Here is a 24,418-nt window from a genome sequence, read left to right as displayed (position 1 = left end):
AAAAGCCAGAATTTAATAATTCTGGCTTTTTTTATGCTCAATTAAATACTCTCAGTTCATTGGAGTTTGGAATTTAAAAATTGAATTTTATCAATTCTCTTTATTATCGTTTATCCGGTCTGATAATCATTCTCAAAGACTGATCTTTTGCGAAATAAGCAATCATCCAGTTCCAGAAGGTATTCAATCTGTTTCTATAGGTAATCAAAGACATTAAATGAACAAATAACCAGATAAACCAGGCAAAAAATCCTTTAAAATGCCATTTTGGACTTGGTAAATCTACAACAGCTTTATTTTTTCCAATAATCGCCATAGAACCTTTGTCATTGTAAATAAATGCTTTTAAAGGTTTATTTTGAACCATTGCTTTAAAGTTTTTGGCTAAATTTAATCCTTGTTGAATAGCGACCTGCGCTACTTGCGGATGTCCGTCCGGGAAATTTTTATCACCGGCTGTGATGGCTGTGTCACCAATAGCGTAAACATTTGTCAAACCATTTACTTTATTGTACTGATCTGTCGCCATACGTTTTCCACGGCCATAACTTTCTGTTGGGATTCCTTCAAAAATTTTAGCAGAAACTCCGGCAGCCCAAATCAGATTTTTTGTTTTAATGGTCTCGCCGTTAGCAAAATGAACGGTATCATCAACATAGTCAACAACACGTGTTTGAAGTTTTACCACAACACCAAGTTTGGTAAGTGCCTCAAGGGTATCTTCCTGAGAAGCTTTACTCATAGGCGAGAGGAGTGCGTCTCCCCCATCGACTAAATACACATTACTGGCTGATGTTTCTAATTCCGGATATTCTTTTAATAGAATACTTTTGCGCATTTCGGCAAACATTCCGGATACTTCCACACCTGTCGGGCCTCCTCCTGCTACAACGATAGTTAATAATTTGCGTCGTTTACGCATGTCTTTGGTAATTGCTGCTTTTTCAAGATTTTTAAGCAGGGCATTACGCATTTCGATGGCGTCGTTTAACGTTTTCATCGGAATGGCGTTTTTCATTACATTTTCCATTCCAAAATAACTCGTTTCAGCACCGGTTGCAAAAACTAAATGATCGTATGTTAGTTCTCCGTTGTTCAGAATAATTTTATTCTCGGCCGGAACCACAGAAAGCAATTCTCCTAAACGAAACTCAAGATTCTTTTTACCAGCAAAGAATTTTCTAAACGGATAACTGATGCTTGAGGGCTCTAAAAAAGCAGTGGCAACCTGATATATAAGTGGTGGAAAAAAGTTATAATTGTTCTTGTCTACAAGAGTTACCTGTATCTGAGGATGGTTAACAAGCTCTTTTGCAAGATTGATTCCTGCAAAACCACCTCCTATGATGACTATCTTCATATATGCTGTATATTAACTGGGATTATAGTGAAATTACCTTATAAATATACGACATAAATTAGCAAAGTTAATTGCCCGGAATATTACTTTTTGAATTTTTTAACAGGTTTTTCGGTCACTTCAACTTTGTTCTGTAAAACGTAACTGGCTATCAGTTTTTCAATTAGTTCGTCTTTAGTCAGATGATGAAAAACGGTCTTTACCTTCGTTTTCAGATCGGTTGACATCTCATGATTGGGCTTTGTTTTGAAAATTTGCTTGGCCCATAAAAGCATATTGTTTTCTTCAAGACTTAAAGCCGACGGTTTTTGAAATTTGGTGAATTTAATTCCTAATTCTGCTTCAAATTCCGGAATTTCTGCTACTTCTTCTTCCTGCAAAACCGTTAGTGAAAGCCCCTTTGCTCCTGCCCTTGCCGTTCTTCCGCTTCGGTGAACATAGTTTTCATAAGTGTCGGGTAAGTGATAATTCACCACATAAGAAATCTCTTTTACATCAATTCCTCTGGCTGCCAAATCTGTAGCCACTAATATATTGATATGTCCTTCACGAAATTGCTCCATGATTCTGTCACGTATTCCTTGCGACAAACTGCCATGAAGTGCTCCTGAAGAAAAACGATTGATCGCTAAATTTTTCGCCAATTTATTGACTGCTGCTTTGGTTTTACAGAAAATAATACCGCGTTCCCCCTCTTTTGAATTCAGGAAATGCATTAAAACATCCAGTTTTTCAATTGGATCCACTACAATATATTCGTGATCAATTCCTTGATTACCTGCAGTTTCCATATTTGCGCTAACCTGAACTACGTTTTTATTCAAATAGTTCTGAATCAGTTGTTTGATTGTTCCTGGTAAAGTAGCCGAAAACAATAAAGTACGGTGTTTTTTAGGAAGTTCCGCAATGATCTCGTCCAAACTTTCTTTAAGTATCGAAACCATTTCATCGGCTTCATCCAACACTAAATAAGAAGTTTGTTTTAAATCAATCGCTTTGCGCTGAATCAAATCAATTAAACGTCCCGGCGTAGCTACAACTATTTGTGTAGGTTGTGTTAATCGCTCAATTTGTGGTTTTATTGGAATTCCTCCGCAAATTGAAGCAATAGAAATATTTGGAATATGTTTTCCAAAATCTTCTAAATTTCTAAAGATTTGCTGTCCAAGTTCTCTCGTTGGAACTAAAATGACAGCCTGAACAACAGGAGATTCTGCATCAACTAACTGCAGCAACGGCAATCCGAAAGCTGCGGTTTTACCGGTTCCTGTTTTGGCTAAACCAACTACATCCTGAGTTTCAGCCAGAAGTAATGGAATTGTTTTTTGTTGAATTTCTGTTGGTTCAACAATGTTCAATTCGCCTAATGCTTTTAAAATTGGTGCTGAAATTCCTAATGATGAGAATTGTTTAGACATCTTTTTATTTTGTTTATTTTGTTTTTATTTGTTTCAAGTTTCAGGTTGCTTTGATAACTTAAAAATGAGTTTCTGGTAATTTGCAAAGGAGAAATCGCAATAGAATGAATTACTCTAAAATGCTATTTCTCCTTTTAAGAATATAATTTTGTTTAGATTCCAAAAAAACCTGAAACCTTAAACCTGAAACAAAATTTTTCTATTCGTCCGGTTCGTTCATGATTTTTTCACGATACTTCTTACCTATTAATAACGTCAGGTTCTTTTTATAATCGTCAAGAAGCCATTCGCGGTAATTTTTACTACACTGACTCAAACATTTTGCAAAACGTTTGATACGGCATTCTATATCATCATCAAGTTCTTTTCCTAATGATTTTGCTTCTTGCAGCGTTTCTGTATTGTCCACACACATGGAAGCATGTTGTTCTAACGATTTGTCTAAAACCACTTTTGAACGTAAATTTTGTTTGATAATTAACTTATGTTCTTCATCAACGTCAAAAGTTACATCGGCGGTTTTGCTGAATTTAGCACGTAATTCCGGCGGCATACTGTATTTAAAGTACATTTCAATCTCAGTATCATCACGAAGATTCTCTAAATAAAATTCAGGCGATTTAAAGATGTGCTGCCAGTTTACCGGCTCACTCCATAAACCAAAACGTGCGGCGTTATTCCCCAGGTCGATTACTGTAAATTCGTCTTTTCCGGGTAATTTACGGGACCCACGACCAATCATCTGATAATAAAGCGTTAATGACTTAGTCGCTCTATTCAAAATAATCGTTTCAACCGTTGGTTCATCAAAACCTGTTGTTAAGATTCCTACAGAAGTCAGAATCGCATCCGGTGTTTTTTTGAACCATTGCAAAATATCCTTACGCTCTTCTGAGCTGCTGGTGTTATCAAGGTGTCTGATGTCGTACCCTGCTTCTCTAAATGTTTCATAAACATATAACGAAGTGTGGATACCATTATTAAAAATCAGGGTCTTTTTACCTATTGAGCGTTCTGTATAAGCGTGCAATAATTTTTCCTGCATGATGGTATTCGTATACAAATCATCGGATGATTTTACGGTATAATCACCGTTAATACCTACTTTAAGAGAGGTTAATCCAACATCATAACTATAGGTTGTTGCACGAGCCAAAAATCCCTTGTCAATCAATGAACTAATGGTATCACCCACAATAAGTTCATTGTAACTCTGGTGCATCGGTAATTTTATATTTGAACTCAAAGGCGTTGCTGTTACTCCAAGAATAAAAGCATTTTTGAATGAGTTTAGTAATTTTCGGAATGAATTGTAATGTGCCTCATCAATAATAACCAAACCAATGTTATCTAAATGTAGTTTTTCGTCATTGATACGGTTTTTTAAAGTCTCGACCATGGCCACAAAACAAGAGAAATCGTTTTGGTCCGGTAATTCTTTTACTTTACTGTTAATGATTTTATTAGAAACACCAAACCCTTTTAGCATTTTTGAGGTTTGCTTACAAAGTTCGATACGGTGTGTCAAGACCACCACTTTTTTATCATTATTAGCTAAATAACGACGAACAATTTCGGAAAAAATCACAGTTTTTCCACCACCAGTAGGCAATTGATATAATAAATGATGTTTCGGAGGAGCGTTGTCTAAACGATCAAAAATGGCATCAATATCGCCTTTTTGATATGCATAAAGTTCTTTTTTCTCTTCTCTTTCTATTTCTAAAGTGTTTTGAGACATTGTTTATTTTTGGATTTTTGCAAAAATACACCGAAAAAACAGTTTTTCACTTTATTTTAACCTAAAATAAATGTTTTTTTTAAATAAGATTTTTTATGAGAATCACTTTATTAGTCGATTTTCTCTAAAATTGCCTCGAAATCGTACCTATTTATCCATTTTTGTTGAAGAGTTTCTTGTTGAATGGTGATGATTCTTTCTTTAAAATCCGGTAAAATTCCATTGGAAATCGAAAAATTCACTGCCTGTTCGAAGGAATTGAAGATGCTTTTACAGAATAAATCCTGCTTAACCGGATTTTGAGACGAATAAGTTTGCGCTATTTCTATATTGTAAAGCATAATATCAGCAACAACAAAAGGATCAACTCCTAACAAAATAAAATGTTTGATGTATTTCTGCGCTACCGAACGTCTCAATTTTGCTTTCGGACGTTTTCTGGCCCCTGCTTTTTTGATTGGAAAATATTCGTGTGAAATCTTTACTTTACATTCCTGCAATAGCTTATCTTCTTTAGGGTTAAAGACAAAATCGTAGTACACTTTTACAGGACTAAACTTTTCATACAATTCGATAATTTGCTCTTCGAGCTGTTCCTTATCTAATTCGGCAAGATATTTTTTTAAATCGCGTTTACTCATTATCAAAGTTTAAGATTACAAAAGTAAATTACTTTCCTGATTGATACTGCAAAAACCAACGATAATACTTAATTTTGCTAGTATTAAACTCAAAAAATAGAATATGCTCAAGATTTTCAAAGTTACTGCAATTTTAGAGGGAATCTCTTATTTAGTATTGTTTACCAATATGCTTTTCATCAAAACCAATAATCCTGAACTTTATCATACCTTATTACGTCCGTTGGGAATGACACATGGTGTTTTATTTATCGGATATGTATTGTTGGCTATTTTACTTAAAAAACCTCAAAACTGGGATTTAAAAACTTTTGCAATTATACAGATAGCGTCACTTATTCCGTTTGGAACTTTTTATATAGAAAAAAAATACCTGGAGAATAATGCCTAGACTTTTGGATAAAATATTCAACTTTTTATACCCTATTTTTAGAGACTGGGGCATGAGCCGCAACATTGCGTCCTATGTAAGCCTGGTCTTTAATATTGCCATTATGGTAATACTGGCTTATGCCATCTATTATTTGGCAAAATTTGTTTTGGTTACACTAACCGCCGTTTTTGCGCAGCGTACCAAAACAAAATTTGACGATTACCTTATTCACAATAAAACCACAAAATACACGGCCTATTTAATTCCGTTTTTCTTTATTTACAAGGCTGTTCCTATCATTTTGGATAAGTATGAGTACTGGGAGTCTGTTTTTGGAAAAATAGTGGGCGTTTATATCGTTTTGCTGGGATTGTGGATTACCCGCACCATTTTTAATGCTTTACGTGATTATTTAAAGCAAAAACCAGAATACAGCGACAAACCAATCGACAGTTTTGTTCAGGTTATTATGATCGTACTCTGGATTTTTGGGGTTGCCATTATTATTTCGAAGTTATTCGGAATCAAACAAGGCGAATTGCTGACTATCTTAGGAACACTTTCGGCTATTATTATCTTGATATTCAGAGATACTATTCTCGGGTTTGTTTCGAGCGTTCAGGTTGCAATAAACGACATGGTTCGTATTGGCGACTGGATTACGATGGATAAATTCGGTGCTGATGGTGATGTAATCGAAATTAACCTGACGACCGTTAAGGTTCGAAATTTTGACAACACGATTACCACAATTCCAACCTATGCTTTGAGTTCTGATTCTTTTCAGAACTGGCGCGGTATGCAGAAATCTGACGGTCGACGTATTAAAAGACACGTTTTGATCAAAAGCAGCAGCATTCGTTTTTTGAATGACGAAGATCTGAATCAGATGAAAAAAGTACAATTGATTTCTTCTTATATCGAAACCAGACAATCCGAAATCGACAAATACAATGAAATACGCGGAATTGATAAAACGTTAGCACTTAATGGCCGAAACATGACCAATTTAGGATTGTTTCGCAAGTATATCATGCAATATTTGGTAACACATCCCGGTTTAAACAAAGACATGCACATGATGTGCCGTCAACTGCAATCGACTGCGAATGGAGTTCCTTTAGAAATTTATGCTTTTTCGAGCGATAAACGCTGGGCCAATTACGAATATATTATGTCTGATATATTTGATCACGTAATGGCATCTGTAGAATATTTCGATCTTGAGATATTTGAACTGCCTTCGAAGATTGGTAGGTTTGATTAAGAAAAGTTTTGTTTCATGTTTCAAGTTTCAGGTTTTGACTTCGTCAATAAACCTAACAACAACGTGAAACATGAAACTTGAAACATGAAACATGAAACAAATAAACAAAAATTACTCCTTAACTTTTTCAAAAACAAACCCTGATTCGTTATATTCTATAGGCTGATCAGGCATAAAAAGCGGAAGATTAAAATAAATTCCGATTACTCCTTTTCCTAAGAACAATTTATTGTCTTTTTTTAGCAAGGCTAAAGGAATTCTCTTCCAGCTTCCGCCATTAGAGATAAAATGATAATCACCTCTTAGCGTGTCTCCTTTTATATCTCCTCTTACATCCCCGGAATCTTTACCTATTTTATGGTAGAATACTTCATAACGGCCGAAAAAACGCTTATTGTTTATACGGATATCCAAAACCGCTGTATCGCCTTTGTGAACCGCGCGATAAACGGCATGTTTGTATTCTTCTTTGTTTTCTTTTGAATTGCAGGAAATTAGAGCAAGAGTCGATAAAGAAGCTAATATAAAAGTTTTGACCATTTTTCGAATTTTTAAAATAACAGGTTCTGTTTTTGTGTGTCGAAAAAATTACAAACGATCTTTTACAAATTCAATTTGAGTTTTTCCGTGAGCTTTGGGTTTTCCCTCTTCATCCAGGCTAACCATCGTAGTTTTGTCTATGGTAATAATAATTTCACGAGTCATCATATTACGTACGGCACATTTTAAAATCAGTGAAGTGTTTCCAAATTTCACAACATCAATTCCAATTTCAACGATATCACCTTGTCGGGCGGAACTCTTAAAATCAATTTCAGACATGTATTTGGTAACTACTCTGGTATTTTCCAACTGAATGATCGTATAAAGTGCCAGTTCTTCATCGATCCAGGCAAGTAACTTTCCTCCAAATAATGTTCCGTTCGGATTTAAATCTTCGGGTTTGACCCATTTTCTGGTATGAAATCGCATAATATTTAGTTTGAATAAAAAATTTTGTATCGGATTTTTTTCTAAATTTAAAGAAAAAACATGGAAGCAAGAGACACTTTTTTAAAAGAATTCAGAGGCGAAACTTTAGGAACTATAAGTGCTCAATCTTCTGCGGATGAGTTGTTTCAAAATCAAACCATTAGACCCATTTTAAAACTTCAGAACGATTTATTCGTTGCGGTTTTCATTAACTATGTCAACAAAAATAAAGCTGATTTTTACTCGTACACCGTAGAAAAGAAACTCCAAACCATCGAAAACTCCATTCAAAAAGATATTAAGTTTAGAAATTCTCTGAAAGGAATCGTAATGGCGCTTTTTACCCTTGAAGAATACGAAACTTATATCCAAAACTCCTCCAGTCTCAACAAAAGGATGATGAATTTACTCATCGACCGCTTGAAAAGTCAAGTGCAATTGTTTGAATTAGAATCGAAGTCGAAATAGAATTTAAATGAAAATAAAATTTGGCCTATAAAACAAATCCAACAGGTTTTAAAAACCTGTTGGATTTACATAAATTACTATCTAAACCTCAAAATAAAAAAGACTAACGGTTAAATAAACTGTTAGTCTTTTTACTTTGCATCCATTAGGACGCAGTTCTCAAAAAAATGTTTTACACTTAATAAAACAAAATCTTACAAACGACGATTCTATAAGTTTAAAATCGACCGTAATTGTTGCTGTTTATTCCTCAGACAACATTAATTCCTTGATATATTTCACTGGAGCACTTCCAAAACTCAAGAATTTCTCGTGAAACTTCTTCAGATTGAATTTATCCCCTTCTTTCTTTTTAAGCTCTTCTCTTAAGTTATAGATCTCCGTGTATCCTGTAAAATAAGAACACAATTGTACTTGTGATAAAGTAACACGTTTCCATTTCCCATCTGCCTCAGCTTGTTGCTGAAAAGCTTCTTTAGTCAATAAATCCAATGCCGATTCTTTAGACATATTTTTAGTATGTACACTAATGTCCAAAATGGTGTTGCAAGTAGCTCTCAAGTTCCATTTGTAGTACATTAACCACATCTCATCAGAGTTTTTATATCCGCTTTCCAACATCATTTTCTCTGCATAAACAGCCCAGCCTTCTACCATAGCGCCATTTCCTAAAATAGATTTAATGATACTTGGCGATTGATTGCTGTACACCAATTGAGTATAATGTCCCGGAACAGCTTCGTGAATGTTTAAAATTTGAAGGATATAATCGTTGTATTCACGCAGGTAACTTTCTGAATTTTCAGCCGTCCAGCCAGACATGCTTCCCACATTATAATAGGTGTTGGCATTTTTATCATAAGGTCCGGGAGCCGAAATAGAAGCTCCTGCCACGCCCGCCATATAAGCCGGCTCTTTACGAACTACAAGTGGTTTTGAAGGATCGATATACAGTAAATCTTTTGCTTTAACATACGCTGTTAATTCCGGAATTTGTTTTTCAATTTCAGACTGGAATTTCTCAGGTGTAGTATGCTGTAAAGAGATTTTATCAATTACTTGTTTGATTAAATCCAGTTTGTCAGCAGGCTTTGGTTCGTTTCCTTTGTATTTTTTCCAAAGTTTATCAGCCAAAACAAACATTTTTTCGTGCAAATCTTTTTTATGATCTACGGCAACTTTGAAGATTTCCTCTGCTGTATAGCTTGATTGGATATCAAAATTGAACTTTTTAGCAAACAATTCCGATCCAAGTCTGAAAGAACGTGGTGTTTTGTTGTCTAACTTCTTTAACCAATCAGCATAATCTGCAACTGCTTTTTTAGCAACTTTTGCTTTATCGAGCATTTCTTTTTTCTCGGCAGCAGTTAATTTACTTTTTTCCAGAGCTGCAGCCAAGTCAACGTCAAAAACGGTAGAACCGCCCAAATTTTGCGCTATAGCAAGCTCTGTATGTTCAACTGTTGGATTTTTAATATTCTTTTTGGCTGCTTCATAAAATGCAGGAACATTATTCATTTTAGCATTGAAAGCACGTAAACGAACTTCCAGTGAATCGTATTTACCATTTAAGATTTCGGCGAAAGCTCCACAAACATTATATTCAGAAGGATTCCACTGAGAAGATTTTACTTCTTTAATGTTAAAAACAGTAGCTTCCAACTGATTTTTTATCATTTGAAAATCTGTCTTATTGTTATCCGACAAATCTTCAAGTTTAAATTGTTTTAAAGAATCTAATTCAGAATTAACAAAATCAAGTTGTCTTTTTTCCTCAGCAGCATCCGGAACGACCAAAACACTGTCTAGTTTGTGATAACCAACAGCCGAAGCCCAGCCCGGGTTAATCTTCCATAAATCAGTAACAAAACGATCCTTATAAGCGTCGAATTTTGTATCTAATGCTTTGTCGCTCTCTGACTTCCCATTCTTATTACAAGAAAAAAGTACCGTGATTGCAAAAATTGAAACAAACAGTTTTTTCATAAGTTATATTTTTTATGGTTTAAAGATAAAAAAAATGTTCTTTATGCAAAACTATTTGTTATTTGCAATTAATATTTCAATAATTCTAATAAAACATCTTCAAATCGATTTTTAGCTAAAAACTGATCCTCCAATGCTTTGGTAAACGGAATAGGTGAATCTAAACTGGCAACTCTTTTTACAGGACCGTCTAAATGTTCAAAGCATTCTTCCATAATCAAGGCCGAAATATCACTCGCAATACCTCCAAACAAAGTATCTTCCTGATAAATGATTACTTTTCCTGTCTTTCTAACCGAATTAAAAATAGTTTCGGTATCCAAAGGCTGTAACGTTCTTAAATCGATTAAATCTGCTTTTATTTCAGGATTTTTATTCAGCGTTTCTAATGCCCAATGAACCGTGGCACCAAAAGCAATAATAGTAACAGAGTTCCCCTCTTTCAATAAAGCTGCTTTTCCTAACGGGATAGTGTAATAATCCACAGGAACATCCTGATAAACGCTGCGATACAATTGTTTGTGTTCGAAAAACAGTACCGGATTCGGATCATTTATAGAAGTATTCAATAATCCTTTTGCATCATACGGAAAGGCCGGATAAACGACTTTCAGTCCCGGAGTTTTAGTAAACCATGCTTCATTGGTCTGCGAATGAAAAGGTCCTGCCTGAGTTCCTCCGCCACATGGCATTCGTACCACAACATCGGCCTTTTCTCCCCAACGGTAATGTGATTTCGCCAGCAAGTTTACGATCGGATTAAAACCTGTAGAAACAAAATCGGCAAACTGCATTTCGACAATAGCTTTACAGCCGTTGATTGACAATCCCATCCCGGCAGAAACTACTGCACTCTCACAAATTGGGGTATTTCGTACACGTTCTTTCCCGAACAACTTCACAAATCCATCCGTAATTTTAAAGGCACCGCCATACTCGGCGATATCCTGCCCCATTATCACCAGATTCTCATGCTGCTCCATCGATTCTTTTAAACTGCTGCTGATGGCATCAATAAATCTAATATTAGCTACTTCAGAATCAGATTTAACTTCCTCATAAACAAAAGGTTTATAAACATCTTCTAATTCACCACTATAATCCGGAACGATTTCCGGCTCTGCATTTGCCATGGCCCAGTTTTCATCAATTTCCTGTTTAAGGGAACTGTGTAATTGTTCGTCAAATTCAGCGGTCAGAACACCGGTTTCTATTAAATACTTTTGGTAATTCGCTACGGGATCTTTGGCTGCCCATTCGTCCATTAGCTCTTGCGGAACATACTTAGTACCACTCGCCTCTTCATGACCACGCATTCTGAAAGTCTTAAACTCCAGTAAAACCGGATGTGGATCTTTCTGCATTTCTTCTTTCAGTTGTGCCAGTTTATTATAGATTTCCACTATATTATTTCCATCAATAATATGACTTTCTATACCATAACCTATCCCTTTATCGGCCAGGTTTTCACAAAAATACTGCTCGTTTGTTGGTGTAGATAATCCGTAACCGTTGTTTTCAATTACAAACATAACAGGTAGTTTCCACACGGCAGCTATATTCAGCGCTTCATGAAAATCACCTTCACTGGTAGCGCCTTCACCTGTGAATACTGCTGTTATTTTATTCTCATTTTTAAGTTTATGCGCCAGTGCAATTCCGTCTGCGATTCCAAGTTGTGGCCCCAAATGCGAAATCATACCGATAATATTGTATTCCTGAGTGCCAAAGTGAAAACTGCGGTCCCTTCCTTTTGTAAAACCATTTGCTTTTCCCTGCCATTGCGAAAATAAACGATGTAACGGAATATTTCTGCTGGTAAAAACGCCAAGATTTCGGTGCATAGGCAACACATATTCTGAATCATCTAAAACAGAGGTCACTCCTACTGCGATGGCCTCTTGCCCTATTCCGGAGAACCATTTGGAAACTTTCCCCTGACGAATTAAGATGAGCATCTTTTCTTCGATTAATCGGGGTTTGAGAATTTTTTTATATAAGTCTAATAATTGAGTGTCAGTTAGGTCTTGTCTGTAAAAGATCATTAGCGGTTAGTTTTTAGTATTTCAAATATAGAAAAATATAACAATTTTATAGCTTTTTGTTAGAAAATTTTAATTTTAGTATAACTTTTAAAATTGAATTCTAAAATATTCTCTACCTTTGTTACTGAAAGGTTTTACAACGCCTTTTATCTTTAAATAAAAATGTAAAGTATGCAAAACATTCCTAGTGTAGACTTACGTGATTTCCTTTCGGACGACCCGAAACGTAAACAAAAATTTGTAAATGAAATCGGCAGTGCATTTGAAAACATTGGCTTCGTAGCCCTAAAAGGTCACTTTTTAGACGACCAGTTGGTAGACGAGCTTTATAGCGAAATTAGAAAATTTTTCGCTTTGCCAGTAGAAACTAAGCATAATTATGAAATTCCCGGTATTGGCGGACAAAGAGGTTATGTCTCTTTTGGAAAAGAACATGCTAAAGGACGCAAAGAGGGAGATTTAAAAGAATTCTGGCATTTTGGCCAGTACGTGGATGCTTCTTCTAAATATGCAGCAGAGTATCCTGAGAACGTAAATGTTACGGAATTACCTCGTTTTAATGTTGTAGGTAAAGAGGCGTATCAAATGCTTGAGAAAACAGGTGTTTATGTATTAAGAGCCTTAGCTTTACATTTAGGTCTGGATGAGTTTTATTTCGATCAGTATGCGAAAGACGGAAACTCTATTTTAAGACCAATTCACTACCCACCTATTACTACTGAGCCGGAAAATGCAATTCGCGCGGCTGCTCATGGTGATATCAATTTGATTACCTTATTAATGGGTGCTCAGGGTAAAGGATTACAGGTTCAGAATCATGATGGCGAATGGATTGATGCTATTGCTGAAGACGATCAGTTAGTGATTAATGTTGGAGATATGTTGTCAAGACATACAAACAACAAGTTAAAATCAACTATTCATCAGGTAGTTAACCCACCTAGAGAATTATGGGGAACCTCTCGTTATTCCATTCCGTTTTTTATGCATCCGGTAAGCGATATGAAGCTGGATTGTTTGGAAAACTGTATTGATGCAGAGAATCCTAAGAAATTCGAAGATATTACAGCTGGAGATTATTTATACGAACGCTTGGTAGATTTAGGTTTAATCAAGAAATAAACCTAAATTAGATTCCAAAATTTAAAAATTCCAAATCCCAAACTCATCATTGGGATTTGGAATTTGATTTTTACATACTATCTTTAATTAGCATTTATTTTTTAGCATAAAAATTATGGACTTACAAGATCAATTAAAAAATTTGTTTCCGGATCATATCGAATCCAATGAACCTGAAGAGATTCAGGAACAAGATCATGTTCTTTATATCCAAAAGGAACCTATGATCTGCAAATTCGAAAAACGAAAAGGAAAAGCCACCACCATAATCGAAGGCTACGAAGGATCAGACGAAGATTTCAAAGTATTGGCTAAAGAAATCAAAACCAAACTTAGTGTTGGCGGAACTTTTAAAGACGCCTCTATAATTATTCAGGGAGATTATCGGGATAAAATTATGGAAATCCTTAAAGCTAAAGGATTCAAAACTAAAAGAGTTGGCGGATGAAATGTTTCAGGTTTCAAGTTTCAGATTACTTTAACTTGAAACTTGAAACCTGAAACCTGAAACCTGAAACAAATAAACTTAGTACCTCAGAACCTTAGAGCCTTAGTGCCTTAAAAAAACTTAGAACCTTAAAAAAAATGATACAAAATTCAGAATTAATACTTAATCCGGACGGGAGTGTTTACCACTTAAACCTTCGTCCTGAACATATTGCACACGATATTATTTTCGTAGGAGATCAAAACAGAGTTGAAAAAATCACTCAGTTTTTTGATTCTATTGAATATTCTACACAAAAAAGAGAATTTAAAACCCAAACCGGAATCTACAAAGGAAAAAGAATATCGGTAATGTCAACGGGAATTGGTCCTGACAATATTGATATCGTGATAAACGAACTTGATGCTTTGGTAAACATCGATTTTGAAACACGCCAGCCAAAAGAAAATCTGACTTCTTTGAATATTATACGAATTGGAACTTCAGGTTCTTTACAAACCGATATTCCTGTAGACAGTTTTGTGATGTCTAAATACGGATTGGGACTTGACAACATGCTCCGTTCTTATTTAATTGACGAAGTTTCGAATGCTGATATTGAAGAAGCTTTCATCAAACATACGAACTGGGATGCTAGAAAAGGAAAGCCTTATGCCATTGCATGTTCTGAAAAGCTGGAAAAAATTATCGAATCGGATCAAATGTTCAAAGGAATCACTGCTACAGCCGGAGGTTTTTACGGACCACAAGGACGTGTTTTACGCTTGGACATTCAGGATCAGGAATTAAATAGTAAAATGGATAATTTTAGTTTTGACGAACAAAGAATTACCAATTTAGAAATGGAAACTGCAGCGATATACGGACTTTCTGCTCTTTTAGGACACAATGCGCTTTCGTTAAATGCAATTATCGCCAATCGTGCTTCGGGAACTTTCAGTGAAGATCCTTATAAAGCGGTTGATGCACTTATTGCGTATACCCTTGATAAACTGGCAGGAAATTAATTCAATACTATAATCCATTCAGAAATTAGATTATTCATGGAAAATGCTATTTTAAAGTTTGAAAAATTACTGAAGGATAATTCGGCATATTTCCCTTCTCTCAAAAGTGAAATTTTGGAAGCTAAAAACCCCGGGAAATGGTCAAAAAAAGAAGTTATCGGACATTTGGTTGATTCAGGGATTCATAATCTGGTTCGTTTTACAGAAATTAATTATCTGGAAAAACCATATTATCACAGACCTTACAATCAAATGGATCTGGTAAATTTAAATCAGTATCAAACCATGGACATTAATGATCTTACACAACTTTGGCTTTCTATAAACCGTCAAATCGTAAGGATCATGAAGAATGTAGATGAAAAAGCTTTGAATTATGAGATCATTTTAAGCGATGCATCTGTAATTGATTTAAAGTTTCTAATGACTGATTATGTAGAACATTTAGAACATCATATTAATCAAATAAGATCCTAAAATTATGTTTTTAAGAGTTGCCCGACATACCGATAATATTGAAAAAATAGCTAATTTTTATATCAATGTCCTTGGTTTTGAACTCTTGGGCAGCTTTGAGAAACATAAAGATTATGATGGTGTATTTCTTGGAATGCCACAATCCGACTGGCATTTTGAATTTACACAATCAAAAGTAAAAGCAAATCATACGTTTGATGAAGATGATGTAATTGTACTTTATCCAAAGTCAATTATCGATTACAACGAATTGATAGACAGAATTGAACGCAATAACATCTCAATCTTAACTGCAACCAACCCTTTCTGGAACGAGAACGGAAAGATGTTTTTAGATCCTGACGGTTATCGCATTGTGATATCGCCTTTGAAAGCAGTGATCGACGAGATTAATTAATAGAGGTTGCAATAAATATAAAATGAAATAATGGCAGAAACACATAAAAAAATACTGTTCAAATACTACAGTACTTACCTGGAAGAAATAGTGTCGGAAACCATGTGGGCAGAAATTTTAGATTCTGAGAAAGGTCTTTTTAAACTGGATAATATTCCCTTTTTCGGTCCTTTAATTGCTACAGATGATATCTTTAGAGCAGAATATGATGAAAATGAAAAGTGTTTCATTCACAAAGAAACCATAGAACATTCAGGAAACTCGATCGTACAGGTTCTTATTCTAGAAAAAGAATTTGATAAAGAAATCATACGCGAAAAATTAAAAGCAATCAATTGTTTGTCAGAAGCATTAAATGATACCTTTCTTGCAGTCGAAATTACAAAAAATACCGATTATTCGATTGTAAAGAACTTATTATCAGAATACGAGGCAAATGCTATAATTGAATTTGCCGAACCTTGTTTATCAGACAAACACAGAACCGATTTATTAAAAAATTAATACCCCAATAAACGTAGAATACTCTTAACCAACTTAAACTAAACTTAGAATGAAAACTGTAAAAATTGTAGGTGTTCCTGAGCACTTCAATTTACCATGGCAAATGTGCATTGAAAATGGTGAATTTGAAGCCGAAAATATTGATTTACAATGGAAAGACATTCCGGAAGGAACCGGCAAAATGTGCCAGATGCTGCGCAATGATGAAGCTGACATTGCCGTTATTCTGACTGAAGGTATTCTAAAAGATATTGCAGCAGGAAATCCAAGTAAAATTATTCAGATCTACGTACAATCACCTTTGATTTGGGGAATTCATGTTGCTGCAAAATCAACTTTTGAAACCGTGAAAGATCTTAAAGATAAAAAAGCAGCCATTTCACGATTGGGTTCAGGATCACAGTTGATGGCTTATGTCAATGCACATGAACAAGGATGGAAAACCGATAATTTACAGTTTGAAATCATAAATACGATAGACGGCGCTGTTGAAGCATTGACTAACGGAACTGCCGATTATTTTATGTGGGAGCGTTTTATGACCAAGCCACTGGTTGATAAAGGTATTTTCAGAAGAGTTGGTGACTGTCCTACTCCATGGCCATCGTTTGTAATTGCCGTCAGAGACGAGTTTTTGAAAAAGAACCCTAAAATAGTCGAGCAGATATTGGAGATAATCAATAGAACAACTCAGGATTTTGCTCAGATTCCAAATATTGACAAAACTCTGGCAAGTCTTTTCAATCAAAAACAAGAAGACATTCAGGAGTGGTTAAAATTAACCCAATGGTCTCAGAAGCAACTGACTGAGAAAGCTTTTATCAAAATTCAAAATCAATTATTTGATCTGGGAATTATTGAGAAAAAAAGTACTTTTGTTGAAACCGTAAAAGCGCTGTAAAAACTGCTTTTGAATCTTATGATAAAATTTCCTAAAATTGACTTTCCGCAATTAAAATCCAAACTACAGGTGAAATCACCCTGGGACAGGATTATTATTATGCTGTTGAGTCTTTTGATTACGGTTCCGATTTTTATCATATTACATCAAAATCTGATCGATTTGCAATGGGCATTCAATTTAGATCGTGTTTTGATTTTTATACTCGTTTTTACTGCAATTTTCTTTCTTCTGATGTTGCTCAGAACCATCATTATACTCTGCATTGCGATATATTTATTGGTATTATTCTACGGAACGGTTATTGGAAATTATGGCTTCAGTGAAATCTCCGAAGACTACAATTCGATGATTTACACCATGTCTGACAATCCATTCCCACAGGATATTATTGTGGCAAAACTACTTCCGTTTCCTAATAAATCCAAAATTATCAATGCGATAGAGTATCAGAATCCAAAGGTTCGAAACTTTGCCATTATGGCCACCTCTAAGCATTTTAAAGGCCTTAAAGGTTATTCAGATTATAGAACCATTATTCAGTGTTTTGCTGTATTTAAAGAAATCAACAGCCGTTGGAATTATGTTAATGATCCTAAAGAAGGGGATTATATTGCAACTGCCAGTGAGTCTTTAGAATACTTTTCAGGCGATTGCGACGATCATTCTATACTAATGGCCGCTGCTGTTCGATCGATTGGCGGAACTCCCCGATTGATTCATACGAAAGGACATATTTACCCTGAAATACTTATCGGCTCAACAATCGACTTGGAAAAAGTAAATTACCTGATCAAAAATGTGCTTTTTGTAAAAGAAAGTTATGGTAAAAAAATTCATTACCACATAGACGAACGTGGGCAGGTATGGATGAACCTGGACTATACCGCCAAATATCCGGGTGGCCCTTTTATGTACGAAGAAATTCTGGGAGAGCTCACCTTAAACTAGTTTTTCTGAAGCTATTCAGGCACAAAACCCTTGAGATTTATGGTTTTTTCATGTGTGATAGTAATTTTATAAATATTTGATTTTTAGATTTTTAATTAGAATAAATTTTGTAATTTTCTGTAGTTTAACATATAACCACAAAATCATGAAAAAATCTAAATTATTTATCTTCGCAATTGCAGTACTGGCTGTATTAATGATTTCATGTCATAAAGGTCGAAATAAATTAGTGAACTCCTGGAAAATTACTGCTGTAGAGCCTAAATTACCGATTTCGGATTCTATGAAAAATGTAATTCTAACTCAGGGTACACTTACCTTTACGGAAGACGGACATGTTACCGGATATCTTACTCAAGAAATTAACAATGGTACTTATGCTTTAACAAAAGGTGGTAAAAATTTAGTGATAAAGGATGAAACCGGTACTCCCTACCCTTGTGAAAGTATCATAACAGAAGATCAACTGACACTAGACAGTAAAGAAATGAAAGTTACCCTCAAAAAAATATAATGTTCTGCACCTTAAAACAATAAAACCACTCTTTTATAAACCAGAAAGAGTGGTTTTTTATTTGGAGTAATACCCCAATCTCTTTTTAAACAATCAAACACTTCTGAAAGTGAATTCCTTCATTGATTTGTTTTTTTTGAGTCAAACTATTGTAATTTAATATTTTAAGCCTAACTTTAATAAACTAAAACAAATGCCCCAATAGAACCTATGATTTTAAATTCGAAAAAAATATTTCTGATCGACGGCTTAGGAGCTTTATTCTCTACCCTTTTATTGGGTGTCGTATTAGTTGAATTGGAAATCTACTTCGGCGTTCCCAAAAAAACGCTTTATCTTCTTGCCGTTTTAGCCTGTTTGCTTATGGCATCTTCATTTGCGAGTTACTGGTTTGCGAATGAGAACTGGCGAGGTTGTCTAAAAATTATTGCTTTTGCAAACCTGTTGTACTGTGGTATCACGGCAGGCCTCTTACTCTATCTTTATACCCACCTAACCTATTTAGCGGTATTCTATTTTCTCGCGGAAATTGCAATTATACTCTTTCTTGCTCGAATGGAATTTAAAATTGCGAGCCGTTAACTTCTTATCTACTCTACGGCTCCATCGTTCGGAAGCCCATAAAACATTGATAATACTATCATTACAACAAAATATTTTTAAAAAATAGTGTCAAAAATTTTGCGCAGTCAAATAACTGCATTATATTTGCTGTCAAATAACTGCACAATGGAAATTCGTAGAGATGTATTTCAGGCAATTGCCGACCCTACCCGAAGGGCAATCTTAAGCTTAGTGGCTATCCAGTCAATGACTCCGGGAGTTATTGCTGAAAATTTTAATTCTTCAAGACAAACCATTTCAAAACACATTCAAATATTAACGGAATGTGAACTCTTGGAGCAAACGCAAAATGGAAGGGAAATTTATTACGTTACTAATGCCAGAAAAATGAAAGAAGTTGCTGATTTTATAGAACCGTTCCGCCAAATGTGGGACGATCGTTTTAACAAACTGGAAAGTATCATGAAAAACTATAAACCGAAAGAATAACCAAATTATGGAACGAAAAACGAAAATTACTGCCGAAGAAGGTCAACAGGATTTATTAATTACAAGAGAATTTGATCTTCCTCTAAAATTATTGTTCATGGCTTATACAGAGCCCGAAATTGTTGAACAATGGATGGGAACCAAAGTACTACAACTTGAAAATAAGAAGTATGGCAGCTGGCAATTTGAAACTTCCGACCCTAAAGGGAATGTGGTTTTTAAAGCTAATGGAGTGGTTCATGAGTTTTTTCCGGAACAGAAGATTACGCGAACATTTGAAATGGAAAACTCTCCTTTTCCGGTTCAGCTTGAGTTTCTTGAATTTGAGGCGATAACAGAAGAAACCAGTCAGTTAAAAATGCATATTATTTACAGATCTGCTGCACTTAGAGATCAGATGTTAAAACTGCCTTTTGCTCAGGGAATCAATATGGCTCACAACAGATTACAAGAATTCGCTGCCAAAAAACTAAATTAAACTAACTTAAACTAAACTATAAAATCATGAAAAAAAGAGACAAAATCATCTATTGGGTTGCTACATTATGGCTGGCGTTAGGAATGACTGCTACAGGAATCGTACAAATGCTAAAAATAAAAGAACAGGAAGGCATGATACAGCATTTAGGGTTTCCAATATACTTTCTGACACTTATTGGCATTTGGAAATTATTAGGTACTGTGGCGATCTTAATTCCTAAATTTCCATTACTAAAAGAATGGGCCTATGCCGGCTTTTTCTTTACCATGACGGGTGCTGTTTTTTCGCATTTGGTTGTTGGAGACCATCCAAAAGAACTATTTGGTCCGGTATTGCTTATAGTTTTAACTATTGTGTCCTGGTATTTCAGACCCTTAGAAAGAAAGGCAGTTTTGGTAAATTAGACTATTTCTACTAATAACCGTGAAATTTTTACACTCAAAAACATTTAGCTTCTAAAAATTAAACCCAAATGAAAAACAAACTATCAACAGAACAAAGCGAAGAATTATTGAAAGTACTACAAATCCGTTTTGAGAACAATATGAAGAGACATACAGGTCTTGCGTGGGATGATGTTCAGAAAAAACTGGAGGCAAATCCGGGGAAACTCTGGTCACTCGATGAGATGGAACGAACCGAAGGCGAGCCGGATGTTGTTGGATTTGACGAGAAAACGGGAGAATTTATTTTCTTCGATTGTTCTGCCGAAAGTCCAAAAGGCCGAAGAAGTCTGTGTTTTGATCATGAGGCACTGGAAAAAAGAAAAGAACACAAACCTGCCGGAAGTGCTGTAAATATGGCCGAAGAGATGGGAATTGAACTTTTAGATGAAATACAATACAAAGAACTTCAAAAACTGGGTAAGTTTGATGCCAAAACTTCAAGCTGGATTGTTACACCTTCTGAAATTCGTAAACTGGGCGGGGCATTGTTCTCTGATTTTCGCTACAATACCGTATTTGTCTATCATAATGGCGCCGAATCTTATTATGCAGCCAGAGGTTTTAGAGGATCTTTGAGAGTTTAATGAATTTTAATAACAATAGCATATGAACCCTAAAGTTGATCTTTACTTTGAGAATGCTGAAAAATGGCAAAAAGAACTGGAAGAGTTACGAAAAATTGCGCTGGATTGCCAATTGACAGAAGAACTAAAATGGGAAACAGCCTGCTATACGCTGTATGGTAATAATGTTGTTTTGATACATTCTTTCAAAGAGTATTGTGCTTTTCTGTTTTTTAAAGGAGCCTTAATGAAAGATACGGACGGAATTCTAATACAGCAGAGTGAGAATGTTCAGGCCGCAAGACAAATTCGTTTTACGAGTCTTGACGAAATCAAAGCTCAGAAAGCAATCTTAAAAACGTATATTTATCAAGCCATTGAAATAGAAAAAGCCGGTTTGAAGGTAAAATTAAAGAAGACAGCCGAATTTGAGATCGCAGAAGAATTTCAACAAAAACTAGACGAAAACAAGGCTCTTGAAACTGCTTTTAAAGCTTTAACTCCAGGTCGTCAACGGGCTTACTTACTGTATTTTTCAAGCCCAAAACAATCTAAAACCAGAGCATCCAGGGTAGAAAATATGACAGATCAGATTCTTCAGGGAAAAGGATTGAAAGACTAATTTTTTTAAAGATGATGTAGGAACCGTTTTAATAAAGAAGAATAGTTTTATCTTAGTATAAAAAACAAAGCTCATGGAAGACCAAAAAAATCAAACCAATCCCTCCTCTTCTGACCCGACACCAAAAGTAACGGGAGTTGGAGGCATATTCTTTTTTTCAGAAAACCCAAAGGAAACCAGAGATTGGTATGCCAAAAACTTAGGACTTGAAGTTAACGATTGGGGATCTACTTTTGAATCCAGAAAAATAGATGCTCCTGAGGTCGTAGAATCTCTTCAATGGAGCCCGTTTAAGAAGGATGACGCGTATTTCTCTCCTTCCAAAAAAGAGTTTATGATTAATTACAGAGTGCAGCATATTGAAGCTCTTGTCAAACAGCTTAAAGAAAACGGTGTAACGGTACTTGATGATATTGCCACCTACGATTATGGAAAGTTTGTTCACATTATGGATACTGAAGGCAATAAAATTGAACTTTGGGAGCCGGCATAGGATTTATTGGTCTTCTCAGTACAAAGAAACTATGTTTCTATAGGGATAATCTTTTTACGCAGATTGCTTTGCCTGTTCGCTATCGCTCGGGTCTGCAGATTTAGCTGATTTTTTTTCTGAAATAGTTCTCCGCTATACAGAAGGAATGTGTTTCTTTTAGTTTGTGTTTCTCAGTACATAGAAAAACTATGTTTCTCTGTGTTTAGTTTTTTTTCACGCAGATCCCGCAGATTTAGCAGATTTTTTTTTCTAAAAATATTTCTTAGCAATTATATTCGATCGAAGCATCCAATTGCCTCTTGGCTGAAATAGCTTAAAAACTATTTTGGCAAACATGAGGTGTTATAAACATGCAATTCAGTTTCATAAAAAATACCCCTTGCATAGCTCTTTGAAAAACCGAGCTTCTAAAAACTTAAAGAAACTTATAACAGATGCAGCTAAATCATTTTTTAGGCCACGACATACAGGATTAATTACAAAGATAATTCCTATATTCGCTGATGGGAATGTTAATTTTTAACAACACCAACTAACAATCAAAAACGCCATAACCTTAAAAAAAATTATGAAAAAAGTAACTCATCTGTTTACATTAATGCTCTTTATTTGTTACGCTTCTACCCCTCTCTATTCACAAATCACATCTGAAAAAATAGATCTTTTAATGCAGGACGCTTTGGAGAAATTTAAAGTGGCCGGGGCCTCAATTGCAGTTGTTAAAGATGGAAAAGTAATTCATCAAAAAGGATATGGTGTTGCCTCTATCGAAACAAAAAAGGCCGTAAATGAAAGCACAAATTTTCAAATAGCCTCCAACAGCAAAGCTTTCACAACTGCAGCGCTCTCTATTCTTGAAGACGAAGGCAAACTGAAATGGACAGATAAAGTAAAAGACCATCTTCCAAAGTTTAAAATGTATAACGATTATGTTACGGAAAATTTTAGCATACAGGATTTGCTTACACATCGCAGCGGACTTGGATTAGGTGTGGGTGATTTGATGTTTTTCCCTGATGGCTCCAATTTTACAATAAATGATGTTCTAACTAGTTTTCAATATTTTAAACCGGTATCTGCTTTTCGAACTAAGTTTGATTATGACAATTTACTGTATATCGTAGCGGGAGAATTAATTTCTAAAGTAAGTGGTATGACTTACGAAGATTTTATACAAACCCGAATTATTGATCCTTTGCAAATGAGCAATTCTTTTGCACAAAGCGACAGGATAAAGGATAAAAGCAATCTGGCGGTATCACATTCGTCAGAATCCGGAACTATAAAACGAATTGATGGATTCGGAATACAGATAAACGGTGCTGCGGGAGGAATCATTTCAAACGCAGCCGATATGGCAAAATGGATGACTTTATGTCTAAATAAAGGACAGTATGGAAGTGACTTGAAATCAACACTATTTTCTGTTAAAAATCATAACGAAATGTGGCGCATCCATACCGTTGAAGAAGTAGATCGTGATCCGAGATACAATTCGCATTTTAGCGGTTACGGTCTGGGTTGGGGATTAACTGATGTGAAAGGAAATCTAAAAGTATCTCATACAGGAGGTTTACCAGGAATGTTATCCATTGTTACGATGTACCCGGATCTAAACTTAGGCATCGTGATTTTAACCAACACAGAGAATGGCGGTGGCGGGCTCTTTACTGCCGTTACCAATACTATCTCTGACAGTTATTTAGGCCTGGACGATTTTGACTGGACCAATAAAATTGTGGAATGGATGAAACAAGGCAGAAATACAGGAGATGACGTTACCAAGAATGTTTGGGAAAAAGTAAAACTAGCAAAAAATGTGAAAGTAAAAAACGAAGACTTTATCGGAGTTTATACTGACAATTGGTTTGGAGAAATTGAAGTATTTGAAAAAAACAAACAGTTATGGTTCAGATCCTATCGTTCACCAAAATTAAATGGTCCTATGGCATTTTATAATGCTAATACATTTGCCATAAAATGGGAATATCAGGCAATGAATTGTGATGCCTTTGCGATGTTTTCACTGGATGAAACCGGTAAAGCACAATCAATTAAAATGAAAGGCATCTCTCCTAATATTGATTTCAGTTTTGACTTTCAGGATCTGGATCTAAAAAGAGTGAATAAGTAAACCTGTTTTTTATACTAAAATTAAAAAAAAGTCC

The 24,418-nt window shown here is 35.2% G+C and carries 28 protein-coding genes; 20 read left to right on the top strand and 8 right to left on the bottom strand.

Annotated elements, in window-relative coordinates; genetic code table 11:
• Positions 1–103: 103 nt before the first annotated feature.
• The 4 genes from C245_RS0119495 to C245_RS0119480 all read right to left on the bottom strand — a co-directional run bounded on the left by C245_RS0119495 (position 104) and on the right by C245_RS0119480 (position 5,160).
• The gene (locus C245_RS0119495) at positions 104–1,360 is read right to left on the bottom strand and encodes an NAD(P)/FAD-dependent oxidoreductase (RefSeq protein ID WP_017498297.1); all 1,257 of its coding nucleotides are present in this window, start codon (positions 1,358–1,360) and stop codon (positions 104–106) included.
• 83 nt (positions 1,361–1,443) lie between these two features.
• Entirely contained in the window at positions 1,444–2,778 is a 1,335-nt protein-coding gene (locus tag C245_RS0119490; protein ID WP_017498296.1) for a DEAD/DEAH box helicase, read from the bottom strand.
• Between the two features lie 199 nt (positions 2,779–2,977).
• Complete coding sequence (locus tag C245_RS0119485) at positions 2,978–4,519, bottom strand: DEAD/DEAH box helicase (protein WP_017498295.1); 1,542 nt, start codon at positions 4,517–4,519, stop codon at positions 2,978–2,980.
• A 110-nt stretch (positions 4,520–4,629) separates the two neighbouring features.
• Positions 4,630–5,160: a DUF6155 family protein gene (locus tag C245_RS0119480; RefSeq protein WP_017498294.1), complete on the bottom strand. Its 531-nt coding sequence runs from the start codon at positions 5,158–5,160 to the stop codon at positions 4,630–4,632.
• Between the two features lie 103 nt (positions 5,161–5,263).
• On the opposite strand from C245_RS0119480, the gene C245_RS0119475 reads away from it, so the two are divergent.
• Positions 5,264–5,551 (top strand): DUF3817 domain-containing protein, encoded by a 288-nt coding sequence (locus C245_RS0119475; RefSeq protein WP_017498293.1) that lies wholly within the window; start codon positions 5,264–5,266, stop codon positions 5,549–5,551.
• Positions 5,544–6,800, top strand: a complete 1,257-nt coding sequence (locus C245_RS0119470) for a mechanosensitive ion channel family protein (RefSeq protein WP_026110171.1) — start codon at positions 5,544–5,546, stop codon at positions 6,798–6,800. The genes C245_RS0119475 and C245_RS0119470 overlap by 8 nt, the downstream gene beginning before the upstream one ends.
• A gap of 111 nt (positions 6,801–6,911) precedes the next feature.
• Here C245_RS0119470 and C245_RS0119465 read toward each other — a convergent pair whose 3' ends face one another.
• Together C245_RS0119465 and C245_RS0119460 are read right to left on the bottom strand one after the other, a co-directional pair.
• Positions 6,912–7,340: a hypothetical protein gene (locus tag C245_RS0119465; protein WP_017498291.1), complete on the bottom strand. Its 429-nt coding sequence runs from the start codon at positions 7,338–7,340 to the stop codon at positions 6,912–6,914.
• Positions 7,341–7,388: 48 nt separating this feature from the next.
• Positions 7,389–7,772 (bottom strand): acyl-CoA thioesterase, encoded by a 384-nt coding sequence (locus C245_RS0119460; protein WP_017498290.1) that lies wholly within the window; start codon positions 7,770–7,772, stop codon positions 7,389–7,391.
• A 60-nt stretch (positions 7,773–7,832) separates the two neighbouring features.
• Here C245_RS0119460 and C245_RS0119455 point away from each other — a divergent pair, with 60 nt between their 5' ends.
• Entirely contained in the window at positions 7,833–8,240 is a 408-nt protein-coding gene (locus C245_RS0119455) for a hypothetical protein (protein WP_017498289.1), read from the top strand.
• A gap of 243 nt (positions 8,241–8,483) precedes the next feature.
• On the opposite strand, the gene C245_RS0119450 is transcribed toward C245_RS0119455, so the two are convergent.
• A complete protein-coding gene (locus C245_RS0119450) occupies positions 8,484–10,226 on the bottom strand; it encodes a DUF885 domain-containing protein (RefSeq protein ID WP_017498288.1) in 1,743 nt (580 codons plus the stop codon).
• Between the two features lie 68 nt (positions 10,227–10,294).
• Positions 10,295–12,271, bottom strand: coding sequence for a thiamine pyrophosphate-dependent enzyme (locus C245_RS0119445; protein WP_017498287.1), 1,977 nt, complete (start codon positions 12,269–12,271; stop codon positions 10,295–10,297).
• A 171-nt stretch (positions 12,272–12,442) separates the two neighbouring features.
• Between C245_RS0119445 and C245_RS0119440 the strand changes: the two genes are divergently transcribed.
• The 17 genes from C245_RS0119440 to C245_RS0119360 all read left to right on the top strand — a co-directional run bounded on the left by C245_RS0119440 (position 12,443) and on the right by C245_RS0119360 (position 24,384).
• Positions 12,443–13,393, top strand: coding sequence for an isopenicillin N synthase family oxygenase (locus tag C245_RS0119440; protein WP_017498286.1), 951 nt, complete (start codon positions 12,443–12,445; stop codon positions 13,391–13,393).
• Between the two features lie 115 nt (positions 13,394–13,508).
• Positions 13,509–13,841, top strand: coding sequence for a translation initiation factor (locus C245_RS0119435; protein WP_017498285.1), 333 nt, complete (start codon positions 13,509–13,511; stop codon positions 13,839–13,841).
• A 137-nt stretch (positions 13,842–13,978) separates the two neighbouring features.
• Positions 13,979–14,848: a nucleoside phosphorylase gene (locus tag C245_RS0119430; protein WP_017498284.1), complete on the top strand. Its 870-nt coding sequence runs from the start codon at positions 13,979–13,981 to the stop codon at positions 14,846–14,848.
• Between the two features lie 36 nt (positions 14,849–14,884).
• Positions 14,885–15,325 carry a DinB family protein gene (locus C245_RS0119425; RefSeq protein ID WP_017498283.1) on the top strand — a complete coding sequence of 147 codons (441 nt, stop codon included), beginning with the start codon at positions 14,885–14,887 and terminating at the stop codon, positions 15,323–15,325.
• Between the two features lie 4 nt (positions 15,326–15,329).
• Positions 15,330–15,722 (top strand): VOC family protein, encoded by a 393-nt coding sequence (locus C245_RS0119420; RefSeq protein ID WP_017498282.1) that lies wholly within the window; start codon positions 15,330–15,332, stop codon positions 15,720–15,722.
• Positions 15,723–15,752: 30 nt separating this feature from the next.
• On the top strand, positions 15,753–16,226 hold the full coding sequence (locus C245_RS0119415; RefSeq protein ID WP_017498281.1) for a DUF4265 domain-containing protein: 474 nt from the start codon (positions 15,753–15,755) through the stop codon (positions 16,224–16,226).
• Between the two features lie 49 nt (positions 16,227–16,275).
• Positions 16,276–17,127, top strand: a complete 852-nt coding sequence (locus C245_RS0119410) for a substrate-binding domain-containing protein (RefSeq protein WP_017498280.1) — start codon at positions 16,276–16,278, stop codon at positions 17,125–17,127.
• 18 nt (positions 17,128–17,145) lie between these two features.
• Entirely contained in the window at positions 17,146–18,078 is a 933-nt protein-coding gene (locus C245_RS0119405) for a hypothetical protein (RefSeq protein WP_017498279.1), read from the top strand.
• 145 nt (positions 18,079–18,223) lie between these two features.
• Complete coding sequence (locus C245_RS0119400) at positions 18,224–18,592, top strand: hypothetical protein (RefSeq protein WP_017498278.1); 369 nt, start codon at positions 18,224–18,226, stop codon at positions 18,590–18,592.
• 210 nt (positions 18,593–18,802) lie between these two features.
• Positions 18,803–19,174, top strand: coding sequence for a hypothetical protein (locus tag C245_RS0119395; protein WP_017498277.1), 372 nt, complete (start codon positions 18,803–18,805; stop codon positions 19,172–19,174).
• Between the two features lie 147 nt (positions 19,175–19,321).
• Positions 19,322–19,645, top strand: a complete 324-nt coding sequence (locus C245_RS0119390; RefSeq protein ID WP_017498276.1) for a helix-turn-helix transcriptional regulator — start codon at positions 19,322–19,324, stop codon at positions 19,643–19,645.
• Positions 19,646–19,652: 7 nt separating this feature from the next.
• Positions 19,653–20,123, top strand: coding sequence for an SRPBCC domain-containing protein (locus tag C245_RS0119385; RefSeq protein ID WP_017498275.1), 471 nt, complete (start codon positions 19,653–19,655; stop codon positions 20,121–20,123).
• Positions 20,124–20,149: 26 nt separating this feature from the next.
• Complete coding sequence (locus tag C245_RS0119380; RefSeq protein ID WP_017498274.1) at positions 20,150–20,530, top strand: DoxX family protein; 381 nt, start codon at positions 20,150–20,152, stop codon at positions 20,528–20,530.
• Between the two features lie 68 nt (positions 20,531–20,598).
• A complete protein-coding gene (locus C245_RS0119375) occupies positions 20,599–21,156 on the top strand; it encodes a DUF4256 domain-containing protein (RefSeq protein WP_017498273.1) in 558 nt (185 codons plus the stop codon).
• A gap of 22 nt (positions 21,157–21,178) precedes the next feature.
• Entirely contained in the window at positions 21,179–21,757 is a 579-nt protein-coding gene (locus C245_RS0119370) for a YdeI family protein (protein WP_017498272.1), read from the top strand.
• A gap of 73 nt (positions 21,758–21,830) precedes the next feature.
• Positions 21,831–22,250 (top strand): VOC family protein, encoded by a 420-nt coding sequence (locus C245_RS0119365; RefSeq protein ID WP_017498271.1) that lies wholly within the window; start codon positions 21,831–21,833, stop codon positions 22,248–22,250.
• Between the two features lie 568 nt (positions 22,251–22,818).
• Entirely contained in the window at positions 22,819–24,384 is a 1,566-nt protein-coding gene (locus C245_RS0119360) for a serine hydrolase (protein WP_026110167.1), read from the top strand.
• Positions 24,385–24,418: the final 34 nt, after the last annotated feature.

The organism is Flavobacterium sp. WG21, assembly GCF_000335775.1.
GTDB lineage: Bacteria > Bacteroidota > Bacteroidia > Flavobacteriales > Flavobacteriaceae > Flavobacterium > Flavobacterium tructae.
This window is presented reverse-complemented; position numbering and strand designations above follow the sequence as displayed.

What these genes read in the sequence shown, in the direction of transcription:
- C245_RS0119495 (WP_017498297.1), bottom strand. Translation starts at nt 1,360, where the DNA reads ATGAAGATAGTCATCATAGGAGGTGGTTTTGCAGGAATCAATCTTGCA.
- C245_RS0119490 (WP_017498296.1), bottom strand. Translation starts at nt 2,778, where the DNA reads ATGTCTAAACAATTCTCATCATTAGGAATTTCAGCACCAATTTTAAAA.
- C245_RS0119485 (WP_017498295.1), bottom strand. Translation starts at nt 4,519, where the DNA reads ATGTCTCAAAACACTTTAGAAATAGAAAGAGAAGAGAAAAAAGAACTT.
- C245_RS0119480 (WP_017498294.1), bottom strand. Translation starts at nt 5,160, where the DNA reads ATGAGTAAACGCGATTTAAAAAAATATCTTGCCGAATTAGATAAGGAA.
- C245_RS0119475 (WP_017498293.1), top strand. Translation starts at nt 5,264, where the DNA reads ATGCTCAAGATTTTCAAAGTTACTGCAATTTTAGAGGGAATCTCTTAT.
- C245_RS0119470 (WP_026110171.1), top strand. Translation starts at nt 5,544, where the DNA reads ATGCCTAGACTTTTGGATAAAATATTCAACTTTTTATACCCTATTTTT.
- C245_RS0119465 (WP_017498291.1), bottom strand. Translation starts at nt 7,340, where the DNA reads ATGGTCAAAACTTTTATATTAGCTTCTTTATCGACTCTTGCTCTAATT.
- C245_RS0119460 (WP_017498290.1), bottom strand. Translation starts at nt 7,772, where the DNA reads ATGCGATTTCATACCAGAAAATGGGTCAAACCCGAAGATTTAAATCCG.
- C245_RS0119455 (WP_017498289.1), top strand. Translation starts at nt 7,833, where the DNA reads ATGGAAGCAAGAGACACTTTTTTAAAAGAATTCAGAGGCGAAACTTTA.
- C245_RS0119450 (WP_017498288.1), bottom strand. Translation starts at nt 10,226, where the DNA reads ATGAAAAAACTGTTTGTTTCAATTTTTGCAATCACGGTACTTTTTTCT.
- C245_RS0119445 (WP_017498287.1), bottom strand. Translation starts at nt 12,271, where the DNA reads ATGATCTTTTACAGACAAGACCTAACTGACACTCAATTATTAGACTTA.
- C245_RS0119440 (WP_017498286.1), top strand. Translation starts at nt 12,443, where the DNA reads ATGCAAAACATTCCTAGTGTAGACTTACGTGATTTCCTTTCGGACGAC.
- C245_RS0119435 (WP_017498285.1), top strand. Translation starts at nt 13,509, where the DNA reads ATGGACTTACAAGATCAATTAAAAAATTTGTTTCCGGATCATATCGAA.
- C245_RS0119430 (WP_017498284.1), top strand. Translation starts at nt 13,979, where the DNA reads ATGATACAAAATTCAGAATTAATACTTAATCCGGACGGGAGTGTTTAC.
- C245_RS0119425 (WP_017498283.1), top strand. Translation starts at nt 14,885, where the DNA reads ATGGAAAATGCTATTTTAAAGTTTGAAAAATTACTGAAGGATAATTCG.
- C245_RS0119420 (WP_017498282.1), top strand. Translation starts at nt 15,330, where the DNA reads ATGTTTTTAAGAGTTGCCCGACATACCGATAATATTGAAAAAATAGCT.
- C245_RS0119415 (WP_017498281.1), top strand. Translation starts at nt 15,753, where the DNA reads ATGGCAGAAACACATAAAAAAATACTGTTCAAATACTACAGTACTTAC.
- C245_RS0119410 (WP_017498280.1), top strand. Translation starts at nt 16,276, where the DNA reads ATGAAAACTGTAAAAATTGTAGGTGTTCCTGAGCACTTCAATTTACCA.
- C245_RS0119405 (WP_017498279.1), top strand. Translation starts at nt 17,146, where the DNA reads ATGATAAAATTTCCTAAAATTGACTTTCCGCAATTAAAATCCAAACTA.
- C245_RS0119400 (WP_017498278.1), top strand. Translation starts at nt 18,224, where the DNA reads ATGAAAAAATCTAAATTATTTATCTTCGCAATTGCAGTACTGGCTGTA.
- C245_RS0119395 (WP_017498277.1), top strand. Translation starts at nt 18,803, where the DNA reads ATGATTTTAAATTCGAAAAAAATATTTCTGATCGACGGCTTAGGAGCT.
- C245_RS0119390 (WP_017498276.1), top strand. Translation starts at nt 19,322, where the DNA reads ATGGAAATTCGTAGAGATGTATTTCAGGCAATTGCCGACCCTACCCGA.
- C245_RS0119385 (WP_017498275.1), top strand. Translation starts at nt 19,653, where the DNA reads ATGGAACGAAAAACGAAAATTACTGCCGAAGAAGGTCAACAGGATTTA.
- C245_RS0119380 (WP_017498274.1), top strand. Translation starts at nt 20,150, where the DNA reads ATGAAAAAAAGAGACAAAATCATCTATTGGGTTGCTACATTATGGCTG.
- C245_RS0119375 (WP_017498273.1), top strand. Translation starts at nt 20,599, where the DNA reads ATGAAAAACAAACTATCAACAGAACAAAGCGAAGAATTATTGAAAGTA.
- C245_RS0119370 (WP_017498272.1), top strand. Translation starts at nt 21,179, where the DNA reads ATGAACCCTAAAGTTGATCTTTACTTTGAGAATGCTGAAAAATGGCAA.
- C245_RS0119365 (WP_017498271.1), top strand. Translation starts at nt 21,831, where the DNA reads ATGGAAGACCAAAAAAATCAAACCAATCCCTCCTCTTCTGACCCGACA.
- C245_RS0119360 (WP_026110167.1), top strand. Translation starts at nt 22,819, where the DNA reads ATGAAAAAAGTAACTCATCTGTTTACATTAATGCTCTTTATTTGTTAC.